The sequence below is a fragment of the Ruegeria sp. BHSB064 genome (assembly GCF_059613205.1).
The window spans coordinates 48,255-64,469 of sequence record NZ_JBXWSB010000012.1; the positions used below are offsets into that span (position 1 = coordinate 48,255).

At 57.0% G+C, this 16,215-nt stretch carries 17 protein-coding genes; 2 read left to right on the forward strand and 15 right to left on the reverse strand.

Annotated features, from left to right (window positions below):
- Positions 1-139 precede the first annotated feature (139 nt).
- The 13 genes from ureG to AC2FNU_RS04910 all read right to left on the reverse strand — a co-directional run bounded on the left by ureG (position 140) and on the right by AC2FNU_RS04910 (position 11,529).
- On the reverse strand, positions 140-769 hold the full coding sequence (gene ureG / locus AC2FNU_RS04850) for an urease accessory protein UreG (protein WP_496785527.1): 630 nt from the start codon (positions 767-769) through the stop codon (positions 140-142).
- Positions 766-1,437: an urease accessory protein UreF gene (locus AC2FNU_RS04855; protein ID WP_496785529.1), complete on the reverse strand. Its 672-nt coding sequence runs from the start codon at positions 1,435-1,437 to the stop codon at positions 766-768. The genes ureG and AC2FNU_RS04855 overlap by 4 nt, the downstream gene beginning before the upstream one ends.
- A complete protein-coding gene (gene ureE, locus AC2FNU_RS04860; protein WP_496785531.1) occupies positions 1,403-1,855 on the reverse strand; it encodes an urease accessory protein UreE in 453 nt (150 codons plus the stop codon). The genes AC2FNU_RS04855 and ureE overlap by 35 nt, the downstream gene beginning before the upstream one ends.
- A gap of 374 nt (positions 1,856-2,229) precedes the next feature.
- Positions 2,230-3,990 (reverse strand): urease subunit alpha, encoded by a 1,761-nt coding sequence (ureC, locus tag AC2FNU_RS04865; RefSeq protein WP_496785533.1) that lies wholly within the window; start codon positions 3,988-3,990, stop codon positions 2,230-2,232.
- A complete protein-coding gene (locus AC2FNU_RS04870; protein ID WP_496785536.1) occupies positions 3,965-4,297 on the reverse strand; it encodes an urease subunit beta in 333 nt (110 codons plus the stop codon). The genes ureC and AC2FNU_RS04870 overlap by 26 nt, the downstream gene beginning before the upstream one ends.
- Entirely contained in the window at positions 4,294-4,455 is a 162-nt protein-coding gene (locus AC2FNU_RS04875; RefSeq protein WP_171095443.1) for a hypothetical protein, read from the reverse strand. The genes AC2FNU_RS04870 and AC2FNU_RS04875 overlap by 4 nt, the downstream gene beginning before the upstream one ends.
- A 15-nt stretch (positions 4,456-4,470) precedes the next feature.
- The gene (locus AC2FNU_RS04880) at positions 4,471-4,773 is read right to left on the reverse strand and encodes an urease subunit gamma (protein WP_496785541.1); all 303 of its coding nucleotides are present in this window, start codon (positions 4,771-4,773) and stop codon (positions 4,471-4,473) included.
- 1 nt (position 4,774) lies between these two features.
- Positions 4,775-5,572, reverse strand: coding sequence for an urease accessory protein UreD (locus AC2FNU_RS04885; protein ID WP_496785543.1), 798 nt, complete (start codon positions 5,570-5,572; stop codon positions 4,775-4,777).
- A gap of 395 nt (positions 5,573-5,967) precedes the next feature.
- Positions 5,968-6,948, reverse strand: coding sequence for a D-2-hydroxyacid dehydrogenase family protein (locus AC2FNU_RS04890; RefSeq protein ID WP_496785544.1), 981 nt, complete (start codon positions 6,946-6,948; stop codon positions 5,968-5,970).
- On the reverse strand, positions 6,945-7,181 hold the full coding sequence (locus AC2FNU_RS04895) for a hypothetical protein (protein ID WP_496785546.1): 237 nt from the start codon (positions 7,179-7,181) through the stop codon (positions 6,945-6,947). Before AC2FNU_RS04895 ends, AC2FNU_RS04890 begins: the two co-directional genes overlap by 4 nt.
- A 50-nt stretch (positions 7,182-7,231) precedes the next feature.
- Complete coding sequence (locus AC2FNU_RS04900) at positions 7,232-8,320, reverse strand: 4-oxalomesaconate tautomerase (RefSeq protein WP_496785548.1); 1,089 nt, start codon at positions 8,318-8,320, stop codon at positions 7,232-7,234.
- 10 nt (positions 8,321-8,330) lie between these two features.
- A complete protein-coding gene (locus AC2FNU_RS04905) occupies positions 8,331-10,361 on the reverse strand; it encodes a tripartite tricarboxylate transporter permease (RefSeq protein ID WP_496785551.1) in 2,031 nt (676 codons plus the stop codon).
- A 79-nt stretch (positions 10,362-10,440) separates the two neighbouring features.
- Complete coding sequence (locus tag AC2FNU_RS04910) at positions 10,441-11,529, reverse strand: tricarboxylate transporter (protein WP_496785553.1); 1,089 nt, start codon at positions 11,527-11,529, stop codon at positions 10,441-10,443.
- Positions 11,530-11,668: 139 nt separating this feature from the next.
- Here AC2FNU_RS04910 and AC2FNU_RS04915 point away from each other — a divergent pair, with 139 nt between their 5' ends.
- Both AC2FNU_RS04915 and AC2FNU_RS04920 read left to right on the forward strand, forming a co-directional pair.
- Positions 11,669-12,337 carry a response regulator transcription factor gene (locus AC2FNU_RS04915; protein WP_496785557.1) on the forward strand — a complete coding sequence of 223 codons (669 nt, stop codon included), beginning with the start codon at positions 11,669-11,671 and terminating at the stop codon, positions 12,335-12,337.
- Positions 12,334-13,701, forward strand: coding sequence for a sensor histidine kinase (locus AC2FNU_RS04920; protein WP_496785559.1), 1,368 nt, complete (start codon positions 12,334-12,336; stop codon positions 13,699-13,701). Before AC2FNU_RS04915 ends, AC2FNU_RS04920 begins: the two co-directional genes overlap by 4 nt.
- A 461-nt stretch (positions 13,702-14,162) precedes the next feature.
- Here AC2FNU_RS04920 and AC2FNU_RS04925 read toward each other — a convergent pair whose 3' ends face one another.
- Both AC2FNU_RS04925 and AC2FNU_RS04930 read right to left on the reverse strand, forming a co-directional pair.
- Positions 14,163-15,404, reverse strand: coding sequence for a membrane dipeptidase (locus tag AC2FNU_RS04925; protein ID WP_496785561.1), 1,242 nt, complete (start codon positions 15,402-15,404; stop codon positions 14,163-14,165).
- 47 nt (positions 15,405-15,451) lie between these two features.
- Positions 15,452-16,215 (reverse strand): carbohydrate porin (locus AC2FNU_RS04930; RefSeq protein WP_496785563.1); only part of this gene is annotated, 764 nt, incomplete at its 5' end.

Consider the following 16,215-nt stretch of genomic DNA (forward strand, 5'->3'; position numbering starts at 1 on the left):
TTGTTAAAAACACCGTGGTGCGTTCCGCTTACAGTCTGCCTGCAAACAAACCTGCGGCCAAATGCGAAAATGACAATCGTGCTTTCGGTTTCCCCAATCGGCTTTTGGGCTCGATACCTTGGCCGCTTCGCCTCGGGGACTAACGCGCGTCTGAAATCCTTAAACCTCCTCCTTTCACAAGCAGATCCACAATCGCGTCGACCCCATTTCTGTGACGCAGCGACGAGAACAAGAAGGGTCGTCCATTGCGCATTTTCTTGGCATCACGCTCCATAACCTCCAGCGAAGCGCCAACATGCGGCGCCAGATCGGTCTTGTTGATGACCAGGATGTCTGATTTCGTGATTGCTGGTCCGCCTTTTCTGGGGATTTCCTCGCCCGCCGCGACATCGATCACGTAGATGGTTAAATCCGCCAGTTCCGGACTGAATGTGGCTGATAGATTGTCGCCACCGCTTTCAATCAACACCACATCGAGATCAGGGTGACGAGTCTGCATTTCAGCAACGGCCGCCAAATTGATCGAGGCGTCTTCGCGAATTGCAGTATGTGGGCAACCGCCGGTTTCAACGCCGATGATCCTGTCCCGCGGCAGAACCTGCATGCGCATCAGCGCCTCGGCGTCTTCCTGCGTGTAAATATCATTGGTGATAACGCCCACTGAACAAACGTCTCTCAGCGCTTCGGACAAAGCAGCAGTCAAAGTGGTTTTGCCGGCTCCGACCGGGCCTCCAATACCGACTCGAAGTGGGCCGTTCATGCTCGTCATGTGCGAAAAATCCTCGAATACTGTGTTTCATGTTTCATGGACGCAATATCTGCCAAGAATGTGGTTGAGCCTAATTCGTCCAGACTCGTCTTTTGTGCCCTTGCAGCGATTTTAGCGCACAGCGGCGTCAACTGGCGGATCACCCTTTGGGCATCAGTCTGACCCAGTGGCACAAGGCGTGTTGCACATGCGACAAGGTTGCTCGCGAATGCTTGCAGAAACATCTTGGTCGTCAGCGCTACAGGAAGGTTTTGTAACCTTGCCGCCTGACCGACAGAGACCGGGTATGTGAACTGTCCAAGGTCCAGTTCCCAAACGCCCTTCGTGACATTTCCGAATGCCTGACCCAGCAACTCGGTTTCCATCCGCCTTTCCGATGTCGCGCAAAAGGCCCGCGCGACATCATCGATATTGATCAGCTCATCTTTGTCCTGCGCATTGTGCGCAGCCACAAGGAACAACGCATCATTCCACCCAGAGCCATGTTCAAGCACATCTGAAATCCAGGCTTCGGTATCCTGAGAATTCGTGACAGATCCGTCGTCAATTACCGCTTCCAGCCCGTGCGAATAGGCAAATCCCCCGACAGGATAGGCAGGGGACAACCATTGGGTCAGCGTCAGGATGTCAGCGTCAGTGGGTGTGGCCATGGGTTCTGCCGTGGCCATAGGCTCCGCCTTCCGGGGTGAACGGTTCGTGCACCTCTTTAACCGTTGCACCAATTTTCAACAGCATGTCGCGGATAACGTGATCGACCTGAATCAACAGCCGATCCTTTTGGATCTGGCAGGGCGTGTGGCGATTGCCGATATGCCATGCGATACGCGTCAGGTCCGGGGCTTTTACCTCAAGCAGCGCTTCCGGTGCTGCCTGTATCTCCACTTCGCGACCGTCATCCAGAACCAATGCGCCGCCGTGGTTCAGCGAAGTCGTTTGTGCCAGATCGATGAGTATCTGTTCGCCGCTTTCACAGGTCAGAACCTTGCGGCGCAAAAACCGGTCGTCGTAAGTCAAAGACAGGCAATCTTCCGGATCGCCATGCGTGTGATCCGAATACTGGCGCGCCGTACAGAGCAGGGCGGTCATACTGTCGCCTCCTCTGCGGTGGGAGTGATGAGAGCCAGATTGAATCCGCAAAGACCCGGTGCACGATCCGTTCGCGTGTCAGACCGCGTTTTTTCAACTCTTCGTCGCTGAGCGATTGCAGGAATTCGACTTGCCGAACGCGGGATTGGGCTTCGGCTAACCTTGTCAGAGCCGAGTAAATCGACGAACCGATGTTTGCGATCAAACCGGGCAGCGAAAAGTGCGCGTTCGTATGTGTTGTTGAATGTGCCATTTGGACCCTCGTGAACGTTGGTCCTCCCATGGGGTTCAATATGTGTCATATCGGCCTCACTCAGTAGATAGTGTTTGGTCATTTCCGCCTTGCGCTTGCCGCAACGCAGCACATTTTTTGGTCAGAATAAAAAGTATCGTTGTGCCATCGGCAGCGTTTCGGCGGGTTGGCAGGTCAGCAATTCGCCATCTGCCCGGACTTCGTAGGTTTCCGGGTCGACTTCGACACGAGGCGTCGTGTCGTTCAGCAAAAGATCCTGTTTGCCAATCTCTCGCGTGTTTTGGACTGCGACGGTCTTTTTTGCCAATCCCAGTGTATCACCAAGCCCGTCTGCATAGGCTGCTTGCGAGACAAAAGTGATCGCTGAATTTTCTACCGATCGCCCGTACGCGCCAAACATCGGGCGACTGTAGACCGGCTGCGGCGTAGGGATCGATGCGTTTGGATCCCCCATCTGAGCGCAGGCGATTGTGCCACCCAGCAAAACCATCTCTGGTTTCACCCCGAAGAAAGCAGGGTTCCAAAGAACAAGGTCAGCGCGTTTGCCTTCCTCGATGCTTCCGATTTCGTGGCTCAGACCGTGTGCAATGGCAGGGTTGATGGTGTATTTCGCGATGTAGCGGCGGACGCGAAAATTGTCGTTCTCACCGGTTTCCTCGGGTAAACGTCCACGCTGTTTCTTCATCTTGTCCGCAGTTTGCCACGTGCGGATCAAGACCTCTCCGACGCGGCCCATGGCCTGACTGTCTGACGCGATGATGCTGAATGCCCCCATGTCGTGCAGGATATCTTCGGCGGCGATGGTCTCACGCCGGATGCGGCTTTCAGCAAAGGCCACGTCCTCGGGGATAGATTTGTCGAGATGGTGACACACCATCAGCATATCCAGATGCTCCTCAACCGTGTTCACGGTGAAGGGCCGCGTGGGATTGGTCGAGGACGGCAGAACATGGTTCTCACCGCAGATCTTGATGATGTCCGGGGCGTGGCCCCCGCCTGCGCCTTCGGTGTGGAACGCATGAATTGTGCGGCCTTTCATGGCGGCTACGGTGTTCTCGACAAAGCCGGATTCGTTCAGCGTGTCTGTGTGGATCATTACCTGCACGTCCATCGCATCAGCCACCGAAAGGCAGCAATCGATGGCGGCGGGGGTGGTACCCCAGTCTTCGTGCAGTTTCAGGGCACAAGCCCCGGCTTTCACCTGTTCCTCAAGCGCTGCGGGCAGTGAGGCGTTGCCCTTGCCCGCGAAGGCCAGATTCATCGGAAACGCATCCGCTGCCTGCAACATCCGCCCGATATGCCAGGGGCCGGGGGTGCAAGTGGTCGCCAAAGTCCCATGCGCCGGACCGGTGCCGCCGCCCAGCATCGTGGTCAGGCCGGAATGCAAGGCATCTTCGATCTGTTGTGGGCAGATGAAGTGGATATGACTGTCGAACCCGCCAGCGGTCAGAATGCGTCCTTCGCCCGCAATGATCTCGGTGCCGGGGCCGATGATGATGTCGACGCCAGGCTGTGTATCGGGGTTTCCGGCTTTGCCGATCTTGGCGATACGCCCGTCTTTCAGCCCCACATCCGCTTTGTAGATGCCGGAATGATCGACGATCAGCGCGTTGGTGATCACCGTGTCCACGGCTCCTTCGGCGCGTGTGACCTGAGATTGCCCCATACCGTCCCGAATGACTTTGCCGCCACCAAACTTGACCTCTTCTCCATAGACGTCTTCGCGGTGCCCGGTCTCGCTGAAACGTGCAGCCGTTGCGCGCTCGACGATCAGGTCTTTCTCGACCTCGATAATCAGATCGGTATCGGCCAATCGTACTTTGTCACCGACCGTTGGGCCGAACATGGAGGCATAGTCACTCCGGCTGATCTTGCCCGGCATCTTTCAGAGCCCCCATGATATGTGCATTGAAACCATAGATGTGGCGGCGCCCGTCGTAGGGTACCAACATAACCTCGCGCGTTTGGCCGGGTTCAAATCGCACAGCAGTGCCTGCTGGGATGTCCAATCGCATCCCCAAGGCTACATACCGATCAAAATCCAAAGCAGAGTTCGCTTCGGCAAAATGGTAGTGGCTGCCGACTTGTACCGGTCGATCACCTGTATTGGCGACAATGACAAGACGACTGCTGCGCCCTGCGTTGAGCGTCAGTGAACCTTTGGCAGGTATGATCTCACCAGGGATCATTTCGGAAGCTTCGTGATCACGACCAGCGCCGCCAGCGCGATGACGGCAAGGCCAACACCCAACGCGGCGTAGTCTGTGGCGTGGGCGTGGATATGCGTGTCCGTATGGGCCGCAGCGGGGCCAGCAAGGATCAGAGCGGGGAAAAGCATACGTGTCATATCTGTGGTCCTTTTTTAGCGAATTGGGTTGTGGACGGTCACAAGCTTGGTGCCATCCGGAAAGGTGGCTTCGACTTGCACCTCGTGGATCATCTCGGGCACGCCTTCCATGCATTGATCGCGGGTGATCACTTCGGCCCCGGCTTGCATCATGTCAGCGACAGAACGGCCATCGCGCGCGCCCTCGACCACGGCGTCGGTGATCAGGGCGATGGCCTCGGGGTGGTTCAGTTTGACGCCTCGGTCCAGCCGTTTTCGGGCGACCTCGGCAGCCATGGCGATCAGCAGTTTGTCTTTTTCTCTGGGTGTAAGGTTCATGTCAGAGCATCCAGCATCGGGGTAATCTGCCTTTGTTCAGCCTGCGCAAAACCGGCATCACTGTGCGGCGAAGGGTCAGGCTGTTGTCAGCCAGAACACGGACTGCCAGAAGGTCGTCCCGGATTAATGTTGCCCCTGCGTCCTCGGGCAGCATTTCGCGAATAGAATCCAGATGACTTTCAGCTAACGCTGAGGCAAAGACGATCAGCGCCATCGCCCCTGCGCCGTTTGCAATATGCGGGCTGGACATATGCTTGTGCCAATCACCAGAGAACCGGATCGCGTCAAGGAACACCGTCTTTCCCTGGCGTCGTATCTCGATCCGGTCGTTTAGACGAATATCGGTCAGCGTTTCGCCCATTGCGATGCGCCCGAAGACGAGCGGCTCGACCATCAGCATCTCGGCATCCTTAGCCATCTCGATTTTCAGGCGTCGGTCCAGAGCACTGCCATTGAACAGAATAGTCTCTTGCGGCAACCAGTTTATCCGGGCTTCAGCCTCAACCGTCAGAAGATTGGTAATCTGGCCACATTCTTCCGGCTGGGCCTTGTAGGCGCGCTCGCAGGCTTGTGTTGTCAAAGTCAGCGCCGTCCCTTTCGCTGCCTTACCGGCAAATCGAAATGAATCGCCTCCGGTTACGCCGCCTGCCGTGTTGAGAAGAACGGCGTCAAGATCCGAAGTATTGGTTCTGGGGAACAGACATTTATAAGACCCAGACTGGCGAAACTTGTTCAGCACCGTCCTGTCGCCCAATTGCTTGGTACTCAGGCTTACAGCGCCAGCGGCACGCGGTGGCACAGCACTGTGCGTGGGCAATATGGCTGCAACTTGGGTTATAGGACACCTTTAGAGTTTCGTTGGGTGCCACTTGTTTCTCTGTTGAAGGGGCAGAACACTAATCTGCATTTTCCAAATCTGCTTACTTCCACATCATGTGTCTAAATTTTAGACAGATACTTTGGACTTGGACAAAAAATAGGCAAATTTCGCCGGTTTCACGATTTGAAGAATATGTAAGTCGCCAATCTTGCAGCGACGCAGAAACCGCGTGGATGTCTCCGCAGAGATGACCCCGGGGGGGATCTGTCGCAAACGTGTCAGGTGGCACGCATCTGTGGAATTGGGCTTTGTGATCACCCACCACCTGACGCGGATAGTAAGGGTCATTACATGCGTGCCCATTGCAGCGAATCTTATTCTGCGTTGGTCCAGACCTCGGGGTTGATCATATGGATCGGAGCGCCTTCGGAATAGGCATTCACCTGATCGAAAATATCTGCGAATTGCAGGTCGAACTCATCCTCGGTGACAAAGCCGATATGCGGCGTCGCTATCAGGTTTGGATGTGCCAACAAGGGATCATTTGGGTCATTCAGTGGCTCGGCATCGAATACATCAATGGCCGCTTTGCCAGGGCGACCGGCGTTCAGCGCTTCCAACAAGGCACCCGGAGCGATCAGCCCAGCCCGCGAGGTGTTCACAAACAGCGCGCCCGGCTGCATTTGTGCAAAATCCGATGCGGTGATGATCCCGCGCGTGTCCGGTTTCAGGCGCACATGGACTGAGACAACGTCGCTGTCGGCAAAGAACGCTTTACGGCTGGCCGCGACCTGCACACCATCCGCCCGCGCACGTGCCCGGCCTTGCTCAGACGACCACCAGACAACATTCATCCCGAATGCCTCGGCATAGCCCGCAACGGCCCGAGCAATGCGGCCATAGCCATAGAGCCCGAGCTGACGTCCCCGCAGCGTTTTGCCCACGCCGGCCTGCCAACGTCCTGCTTTGACCGAGGCCATCTGTGCGGGCAAATCCCGCATCCCGGCCATGATCAGTGCCCAAGTGAGTTCAGCTGCGGCGTAAGACGGCGTACCACCATGCATGTTCGAACAAAGCAGCACACCGTTATCTGTGCAGGCTGCGACATCGACATGAGGATAAACACTGCGCTGGCTGATCAGTTTCAGCTTCGGCAATTTCTCCAGCAGGTCGCGGGTGACTTTTGTACGTTCGCGGAACAGGACAAGCACCTCCGCGTCCTTCAATCGCTCGGCCAGAATGTCAGTGTGTTCGACACGATCTGTCCATACGGTCACTTCATGACCGGTCAGCCTCTTAAAACATGACAAACCCCGCAGCGTGTCGAACCAGTCGTCCAGAATGTGTATCTTCATCGGCTTTCAATACCCTGCCCAATGGTCAGTTTTCTCGGGGTAGGAACAAAATGCGGCGCTTCGAGTGCTGCCAGCGCGTTTCGAACCCGTTCGCTTTGGTCCAGCAGATGGTTGAACTGCTCATCGCACCCGGCGATCGGTGTCGGGTACTCTGCCATATCCCTCCGCAATGCTGATTGCGCCAACCTGAGCTCCTGGCGCGCGATATCGAGGCATTCCGAGTAGTCGTCCATCGTGTCCTCCCATATTGTATACCGTAGTATACCAAATGGATGACGCCTGATCAACACCCGTTCCAAACGGATTGCGGTACATAAACATGCCCGTCCGCCAACTTGCGCGCGGTCCGCACTAAGCCCGCCGCGTCCACAGAGAACCCATCGGTGGTGGAAAAGTCTACCAGCACGTCGATCTTGCCCGAGGCGTGTTCCAGTACGACCTCAGCCGAGCTTGTCGTGGGGCGATCCAGCAAACCGTCCGCCACTGTGCCAGGCGTCAGCGCACAGGACGCCATGCATTGCGCGCCGGTGACCGCCATGGTCGGGTGGGTCTTCCACGGCATGAAATACCGAACAGCAAGTGTTCCGCCCTCTCTGGCCGGTGCGACGAGGCCGAATTTGGGGGTTACCGACTTGGACACATCGCCCATACCCATCCGTTCCCCGGCCTCGATCCGCACCGCCTCCATCCGGTCAAAAAAGGCGCGGTTGGCATCCAACTCCTCCGCGTTTTCGTAGCCCGTCAACCCGAAGTCGGCGGCGCGGGCGATGGCCATCGGCATGGCGACATCCATGCAGGTCAGTTCGATGCCCTGAACGGTATCGCGAAGATTTCCCGTGGGCAGAAACGCCCCGGTGGCCGATCCCACTACGCCCATGAAACTCAGCTGCACCGGCGCGGAATGACCGGGAACGCCAGCGATTTCCGCATCACCCTCATAGGTCAATTCACCCCCTGGCGTGTTCACTTTGGCCACAACCCGGGCTCCGGTGTTAACAGCCCGAATGCGGATCTCAGTTTCATCGCCCCGCGGCTGGAACAATCCCATTTCGATGGCGGCAGGGGCAACGCCGGACAAGATGTTGCCGCAGGTGGGTTTGAAATCGACCAGCTTTTCCTCGACCGAGACCTGCGCGAAAAAATAATCGATATCCGCCCACTCATCATCACTGACCGATAGCATGGCAACCTTGGTGGTCACCGCCGCGCCGCCTCCGATGCCATCGATGTTCAGAGATTGCCCGGACCCAAGCGCGGCGATCAGCACTTCGGCCAATATGTCCAGATCCTCGGGCAAGTCTGAGCGGCGGAAATATGGACCTTTCGACGTGCCGCCGCGCATGAATATGTAAGGGATTGCGGTTTGGGTCATTTTGGATCCCTCACTTCAGCGGCCAGGGCAGGCTGACCATGTCCTGCAACAGACCTGGCGGGAAATCGCGGTTCAGTGCGCCCGCCATCAGGCACATGAAACCGATGCCGCAGGCGGTCAGGATCAGCGTCATCTGCCAGCTTGCCCCGGCCCGGATGCGGAAAAACGCGATCAGGAAACCCAGAAGCGCGAGGATGAACCCCACCACCCAGGTTGCCGCGATCAGGCTGGCGAACCACGCCAGAGTGGACCACAGGCCATGGGGTGCAGTTGCGTCTTCACCGGCAATTTCCTTATCGGCAAAAATCGCGTCGCCCTCGGGCCGCCGCATCATCTGGATCAACAGGATCACGCAGCAGAACAAAGACACGCTGCCGATCACCAACGGGATGATTTTGTCGGTCATATTGTAGTCAGGGATCATATTGGCGTTGACCAAAGCGACGATCAGATAGGCCATGATCACCAGCAGGAAGACCAATGGTGCGCGCTTCGTACCTGCCTGCACATCACCTTCGGCCATGATCATCTTGGCTTGCCGGATGCCCAGAATGACAGAAACAACTGTGACCACGATCAGCACGATGACGATGGGGCTGAAGACGTATTCCATGCCCTCGCCAAAGCTCTTGCGGAACCGGAACGAGGCGATCTGGAAGGCCTGATTGGTGAATTTCTCGACCGGGTTCGACAGAACGAAACCGATCAGGAAGGCCGGACGCGACCAGTCGAAACGGCGCAGGAAGATGCCAATCAGGCCAATCACGAACAGGGCCAGCAGGTCTTCGAAATTCTGACCGGACTGGAACGCTGCAAAGCTGATCAGCATGAACAGGAACGGTGCCAGATAGGTGAAACGGATTGTGGTCAGCTTGGCGATCCCGCCCGAGGCCGCGATGCACAGGATGGTGCCAACCACGTTGGCAAGCGCCAGCAACCAGACAATCGAATAGGTGATGTCGAGATTGTCCTTGAGCATGCTCGGCCCGACCTCGATATCGCCCGACCCCAACAGCGCGACCGCGCCGATGAAGATGGCCATCGAGCCAGAACCGGGAATGCCAAACAGCAGGGTCGGCACGAGCCCCCCGCCCTCTTTGGCGTTGTTCGAGCTTTCCGGGCCGATGACCCCGCGCACTTCGCCTTTGCCAAAGTTGCTCTTGTCCTTCGTGGATTGAACCGAATGGCCATAGGCGATCCAGTCGACCACCGAGCCTCCGAGCCCAGGAATGACACCGACAACCACACCGATGATCGAACAGCGGACCGAAAGCCAGATATTGGCGAACCAGTCTTTGACCCCGTCCAGCCAACCGGCCCCCAGAGATGCCCCTTTGGCTATCGAACGATCTTGCCGCAGCAGTGAGACGATTTCGGGCACGGCAAAAATACCCAGCCCTACGATGACCAGTTTCAGGCCATCAGTCAGATAGGGAATGTCATAAGTCGCCATACGCAGCGAACCACCTGCGTCGGCCTCACCAATCGTACCAACCATCAAGCCCAGCCCGGCGGCGGCAACTCCCTTTAGGGGAATACGCCCTGCCAAGATAGCGACCATCGACAGGCCCAGAATGGTGATCATCAGCATTTCGGGCAGACCGAAGGCCAGAACAATGGGCCGCGCGATCAGGATGAACATGGTCAGGAAGGTCGCGCCGACCAGACCTCCGAATAGGGACGAGGAAAAAGCTGCTGACAAGGCCCGCGCAGCCTCGCCTTTTTTTGCCATCGGAAAGCCGTCCAGCACCGTAGCTTGCGAGGCGGAACTGCCGGGGATGCCCATCAAGACGGACGCGAACGTGTCCGAGGTCGGCACCACCGCAACCATGCCGATCATCAGTGCCAGCCCCAAGATTGGGTCCATGCCGAACATAAAAGGCAGCAACAGCGACAGGCCGGCAATGCCTCCAAGCCCTGGGAAAACACCTACAGCCAGCCCCATAACGACGCCGAGCACAAGATAACCCAGAACGATTGGTTGCAGGATAAGACCCCACGCATCACCAAGCGCAGGAAGAGCGGTGGCGAAAACCTCCATAGCGGCCGCCTTTCATAAGTTGTCTTGTGAGCAGAAAGGCGCGTGCCCTTTGTCAGGGCACGCGCTGCGGCGTGTCGGCTTAGTTCAGTTCGACGCCATACGCTTCTTTGAGCCAGTTCAGGACATACTGCTTAGCATTGTCATCGACATTGGTCGCTGTTTGCAGTGCAGATTTCGAACCGTCACCGACGAACACCGGATACTTGCCGACTCGTTTCGAGGAAATATCGGCGAAGTCACCACGCTCGGTCACGGCTTGGAACGCTGCGGTATATGCGTCGACCACTTCCTGTGGCGTGTCACCGGGCAGGAAGGCCAGTTTCTGAACCGGGAAGCCTGCCACGAAGAAGGCTTTCCACGCATCCCAAGCCTCACCACTGGTTTCGCAACCATCTGTGGCCTCGCAAACCTCTTTAAAGGTCGGAATATCCGGGAATGTCGGGTCGCGCACGATGTTGCCATCCGCATCCAGCGCGCCCCATGTCATCATCGGCACAGCCTGACCAGCCTCAACCAGCGGGGCAGACCCGCCCAGATAGCCCGAGGACGTCTGGTAATCGATATTGGCCTCACCACGTTCAAACATCAGGCGACCATCACCACGGCCTTTGATACCAAATACCGGTTCCACATTCATACCCAACATCTGCCACGCCAGCAGCGGGACCAGATCCAGTCGCGTCGCGCCCTGTGAACCGTAGATGAAGTTGGTGTCTTTCAAAGCATTGGCAGAACCATCAAACTTGGCGCCATCCTCGGCGTTCAGATAGGCAACGCCACCGGTGCCCGACGCCATGACCGGAATCCAGTCATTGTATTCATAGCGCACGCGCGGATCGCTCAGCAGATACGGGAACTGGGTTGAACCGGATGTGCCGAACAGCAGGGTACCATCATCATGGCTCTGCTCCTGGAACCAGTTCGCGCCTTTGGTCGAACCCGCACCGGGCATAAATTTCACAACCACAGTCGGCTGACCTGGCAATGCCTCAGACAGAAGCGGCGCGAAGAAGTTGGCCCATTTGGCAGACCCTCCCGTTTCCGAGAACGGAATGACCCATTCGATGGTCTTGCCCGAGAAATCGACCTCGGCAGCGGCAGGTGCGGCGAGTCCGGCGGCGGCGATCAGCCCCACGACGGCGCGGCGGGTGAAGTTGGAAATGGCCATTGGTTCCTCCCTGTTGACCAGACAAACACGTCAGCGCGCGCTGCACCACCGTGATTGCAAATAGAACTGCGGGGTTGATTCCCCCTCCCATCTGGCAATCATGGAGCGCCAACCTTGCGCGAAACTTGCAGGAGCCCAAATGCGGATCGTCATCGTCGAGGATAATGAAACCCTTGCCAACGCCATTGCCTATCGCCTGCGGGATCGGGGCCATGCTGCTGATGTGCTGACGGATGGCGGCGCGGCCGATTTGTATCTGGAGCAAGAAGGCGCAGACCTGATCGTTCTGGACATCAACCTGCCGGGACGGTCAGGGCTTGAGATTTTGCGGTCCCTTCGCAACCGGGGTGACAGCGCACCCGTCATCCTGCTGACCGCGCGCACCGAGACCAGCGACCGCGTTTCGGGCCTGGATATGGGCGCTGACGATTACTTGGTGAAACCGTTCGAGATGGACGAACTTGAGGCCCGCATCCGCGCCCTATCCCGCCGCAAACAACTGGACTACGGCACGCAAGAGACCATCGGAGATCTGGAATTCGACCGCACCGCGCGGCAGGTCAGCGCAAAGGGCCAAGTGCTCGATGTGCCGCGTCGGGAAATGGCCGTGCTTGAATGCTTGCTGGAACGACGCGGCAGGATCGTCCCCAAGAGTCAGTTGACCGACTACGTCTACGGGGTGGGCGCTGATGTCGACGATTCAGCCGTCGAGCCGCATGTGTCACGACTGCGCAAGCGCCTTCAGAATTTTGGCATCCGGATCAAGACTGCCCGTGGCCTTGGATATCTGCTTGAGGTGCAAAAGTGATCCGGCACGGTTCGCTCAGGCTCAGGCTTTTCATTCTGATCCTGACGCCATTGGTACTGCTCGCGATCCTGCTTGGATACTGGCGCTATACAGTTGCCCAGCAGACGGCGCAGGAGCTTTTTGACGACAGCCTGTTATCCGCCGGCCTGGCCATTTCACGCGATGTGGCGGTGTCAGAAGGCGATGCCCTGTCGCCCACCACGCGCAGCTTGATCCGCGACGCGTCAGGCGGAGAGATCTTCTATCACGTCACCGGACCCGGCGGTATCTACGTCACGGGGTACGCATACCCTCCGGCCGCTGCAAACCCGTCTGAGCAGGACGCGTACCAGCCCCGGTTTTTCGAGGCGGTCTATCGGGATGAGCCGGTGCGCGTGCTGAAAATGACCGAACGGATCACACTGGATAACCTGGTGGGCGATGCAACAGTTACGGCTTGGCAGCGCATCGCGGACCGTGACGCTTTTGCCAATGAACTGTCGATCCGCGCTGCGATCCTGATGGGTATCCTGTTGGCAACCCTGGCCATTGTTGTTTGGTTCGGCGTCGCGCGCGGTCTGCGACCCTTGCTGGATTTACAGAATGCCATCGACTTGCGCTCACCCGATGACCTGAGTGAAATCAAACGCCAGGTTCCGGTCGAGGTCCATGGTATTGTCAAAACCCTGAACCGGCTGTTTGGACAGGTCGAGCACAGCATCAACGCCCATCAAGTGTTTATCTCTGAAGCCGCGCATCAGCTGCGAAATCCGGCGGCAGCGGTCCAGTCCATGGCCGAGGCGTTGCGGGACGCAAAAACGGATGAGGACAAGGACAAACGGATTATCGAGCTTGTGTCGGCAGCGAAAAACTCCGCCACGGTGGCCGAGCAGCTTTTGTCGTTGGAGCGGTTGCGGCAGCCTACGCACCAGGATCAGATGGACAAGATTGATTTCCGTGCGGTTGTGGAAGAAACCTGCGCTGACATGGGCGTTCATATCCTCGCAAAAGGGATAGATTTTGAAGTCATAATGCCAGCACCGGCAATCCTGGTCTCGGGAGATCGGGTCTTTTTGGCCGAAGCTATCAAAAACCTGCTGGACAACGCGGTTAAGCACGGCGGTGCAAAACTGAGTCGAATTTCAGTTGTGCTGCTCTGTGAAGAAGGGATCGTCAAACTGACCGTATCCGATGACGGAACCGGCCTTTCACCCGACCAAAGCGAAGCCGTTTTCAGTCGATTTTCGCAGCTGGAGTATTCCGAAGGTAGCGGTTTAGGGTTGTCGATTGTCTCAGCTGTAGCGAAGCGCCACGGAGGAGCGGTCGCGATCAACCAAGTCGAAAAAGGCGCTAGCATCACGCTCGAGCTTCCCATCGCCCAATAATTCGCTTCTTATTCTGCCCGAAACACGAAGACCGTCACTGTCAAAGCGAATTTTTGTATGTGCGCGTATGTCAGCTTGCTGCTGCATTCTGTTGAAAAACAACGTGTTGCTGACGCAGAACGTCGCCTTTTGTACTGAGGCGCGCGCCTCTCTGATCAGGCTTTTCGCGTTTGCTGCGATGCGGGAATAATCTTGGCCAGTTCGCAGAAGTTCTGGGCAGTCGCGGCGAGGAGGAATTCGTCATTTGCACCACATGAGCCACGCAATCAGAGCCGTCCCAGCCCAAGATTGGTCCTGTGCCATAGGCGGTGTTCGCGATCAGGCGTTCCGGACGCAGATCGAACTTTGCCACCACAACAATCTGCAACTTCATTGGAGGCGGGACTAACTAGCAATGGGTGGGGCGTAAGCCTCACCCTTGCGGAATGTAACCTGCCTTCTTTCAATAAGCGCCTAATAACCTAACGCGAATAGAACCCATCACGCAGTTCTTGCCTCAGACGCAGACGCTCGGGGTATTCTTTCAGGAATTGTTCGGGTGGTTTACCTTCCCAAACTTGCGCATAAACCCGCATCTTGTTGCCGCCGTATATCTTTGCAAGATCCTCGTTTGAATAGCCCCTTGCCCAAAGATCATCGGTAATCGCCGCAAGGATTTTGGCCAGTTCGCCGTTGCCGGTCGCCCCTTTGTTGAAGGCGTCGATCATATAGCCGCCGTCATCGTACATGCTTGCGTTGGCAGTTGCGAACTGCACAACAAGCTCGGTCGAGAACATGTCGTCCGTCGCGATCCCAACATGGTCGACGCCAACAAGCTGGACATAGTAGTCGATCATATCAGCCGCCTGCTTGGGCGAGATATCCTCGGGCCAGACGCCATCCATCATCCACTCGGTGAACGTCGGAGAAACGTAGCCACCGGACTTGGCCGCGCGCAGCGCCTCATCGTCGGGGATGGCGCGATAACACCCCTTTGGCGTCGCATTGGGCCCATTCGCGTACAACCCTGCAGGAACCGAGTGCGTGTAAACGTAAGGCACGCCGGGATAGTTTTCATCCATGTAATCCATGGCGTCGTTTGCCGTTTTGGACCCGGTGTGGCTTAGGTCCAGCAGGATGCCGAACCGTACCATTTCGTCGATGACTGACTTCCCCCAAGGCGTCAGACCAATGTCGCGCCCGTTGTAGGCCGCCAACTGCCCGGAACCAGTGCGGAAAATGTCATTGTAAGCAAGGATCATACTTTTGACCCCCATATCCTTGAGCACTGCCATCTTCCTTAGATCGCCGTCCAGAATCGTGGCCGTTTGGCTGTTCCAGATGACCGCCGTCTTGCCCTGTATGTGGGCCGCCTCAATATCGCGGGTTTCATTCACGATGAGGTAGTTTTCCGGTTGCTGCGCCATGGCGGCGCGAAAATGGTAATGTTGATCAAGAAAGGTGTCGAAAGACATATCCGCAGCGGCAAGCGTCATCTCATGCCCCGTAATGCCGTTGTCCCGCGCACGCGCGAAGTAGGTGTGAAGCTGCTCGTCTTCGGTCCAACCGGTGCCATAGGGGCTGGCCAACATGCCAAGGACAATTGTATCCTGCACAAACTGCTTCGCTTCTTCTGACGCCTCCCACGTCTTGCTTTCCTCACTCGCATGTAACGCGCCACCAAAAGTGATCGCTATGGCGCTTACGGCCAACAGGGTCTTCATGACAGTGCCTCCTCAGCTGTTTTGTTTTGCCACCGCATGACCTCCCCTCAGAAAACGATCCGCGTTCTGAGGCCGAACAGTGTGATGTCGTCCTGAGAGGGGTTCAGCAGCGGGTTGGAAATGAATTGCAGTGATGGTGTGATCTGCAACCCCGGTGAGATTGAAAACCGGTAGAAGGCTTCAAGCGTGAACTGTGTCCCGTCGATGCCCCTGGCTTCGGCCCAGTTCAGGCCAACACCAGCCAGATCGGTATTGCGACCGTAATACCCCAGACCGGCAGAGATCGAGCGATCATAAAGCGCTGCGGTTCCTTTTGAGGCCCCTGCCCGAAAGAACGGCATCCACTTGTTGTCGACAAACCATGCCGCAGAGAACGCAGCCCCATAGTCTTCCGCTCGGCTGCCATCGTCAGCCGCATCCGCATGCCACAAAGTCAGGTGAATATTGTCGAAGTAGATGCGATCAAAGCCGGAGGTGTAGCCAAGTTCGAGTGATTTGAAGAGGTTGCCGTCGCTAAACACATCAAAACTCGGCTCAGACGGGTCGGCGTTTGCGTCCGACACGCTCGCGACAGCGTAAAGGTTTTCGCTCATCTTTATCCCACCGGCAATACCAAGGCCTTGGTTGGGCGTATTTATCGTCGGATTGGTATTGAAAGACAGGTTCTGGAAACCACTGTAGGGGCTGACCAACCCGTAGATGTCAACGAAATCCGTGACATCGATCTGCCCAACTTGCAGCGTCCATGAACCGTTTTCGGCCCGTTGGGTCCAGAACAGATTGGTGAGTAACAAACCGTTATCGTTGAACG

Bases quoted from the DNA above. Each gene is read 5' to 3' on its own strand.
- ureG (WP_496785527.1), bottom strand. From the start codon at position 769: ATGACGAGCATGAACGGCCCACTTCGAGTCGGTATTGGAGGCCCGGTC.
- AC2FNU_RS04855 (WP_496785529.1), bottom strand. From the start codon at position 1,437: ATGGCCACGGCAGAACCCATGGCCACACCCACTGACGCTGACATCCTG.
- ureE (WP_496785531.1), bottom strand. From the start codon at position 1,855: ATGACCGCCCTGCTCTGTACGGCGCGCCAGTATTCGGATCACACGCAT.
- ureC (WP_496785533.1), bottom strand. From the start codon at position 3,990: ATGCCGGGCAAGATCAGCCGGAGTGACTATGCCTCCATGTTCGGCCCA.
- AC2FNU_RS04870 (WP_496785536.1), bottom strand. From the start codon at position 4,297: ATGATCCCTGGTGAGATCATACCTGCCAAAGGTTCACTGACGCTCAAC.
- AC2FNU_RS04875 (WP_171095443.1), bottom strand. From the start codon at position 4,455: ATGACACGTATGCTTTTCCCCGCTCTGATCCTTGCTGGCCCCGCTGCG.
- AC2FNU_RS04880 (WP_496785541.1), bottom strand. From the start codon at position 4,773: ATGAACCTTACACCCAGAGAAAAAGACAAACTGCTGATCGCCATGGCT.
- AC2FNU_RS04890 (WP_496785544.1), bottom strand. From the start codon at position 6,948: ATGAAGATACACATTCTGGACGACTGGTTCGACACGCTGCGGGGTTTG.
- AC2FNU_RS04895 (WP_496785546.1), bottom strand. From the start codon at position 7,181: ATGGACGACTACTCGGAATGCCTCGATATCGCGCGCCAGGAGCTCAGG.
- AC2FNU_RS04900 (WP_496785548.1), bottom strand. From the start codon at position 8,320: ATGACCCAAACCGCAATCCCTTACATATTCATGCGCGGCGGCACGTCG.
- AC2FNU_RS04905 (WP_496785551.1), bottom strand. From the start codon at position 10,361: ATGGAGGTTTTCGCCACCGCTCTTCCTGCGCTTGGTGATGCGTGGGGT.
- AC2FNU_RS04910 (WP_496785553.1), bottom strand. From the start codon at position 11,529: ATGGCCATTTCCAACTTCACCCGCCGCGCCGTCGTGGGGCTGATCGCC.
- AC2FNU_RS04915 (WP_496785557.1), top strand. From the start codon at position 11,669: ATGCGGATCGTCATCGTCGAGGATAATGAAACCCTTGCCAACGCCATT.
- AC2FNU_RS04925 (WP_496785561.1), bottom strand. From the start codon at position 15,404: ATGAAGACCCTGTTGGCCGTAAGCGCCATAGCGATCACTTTTGGTGGC.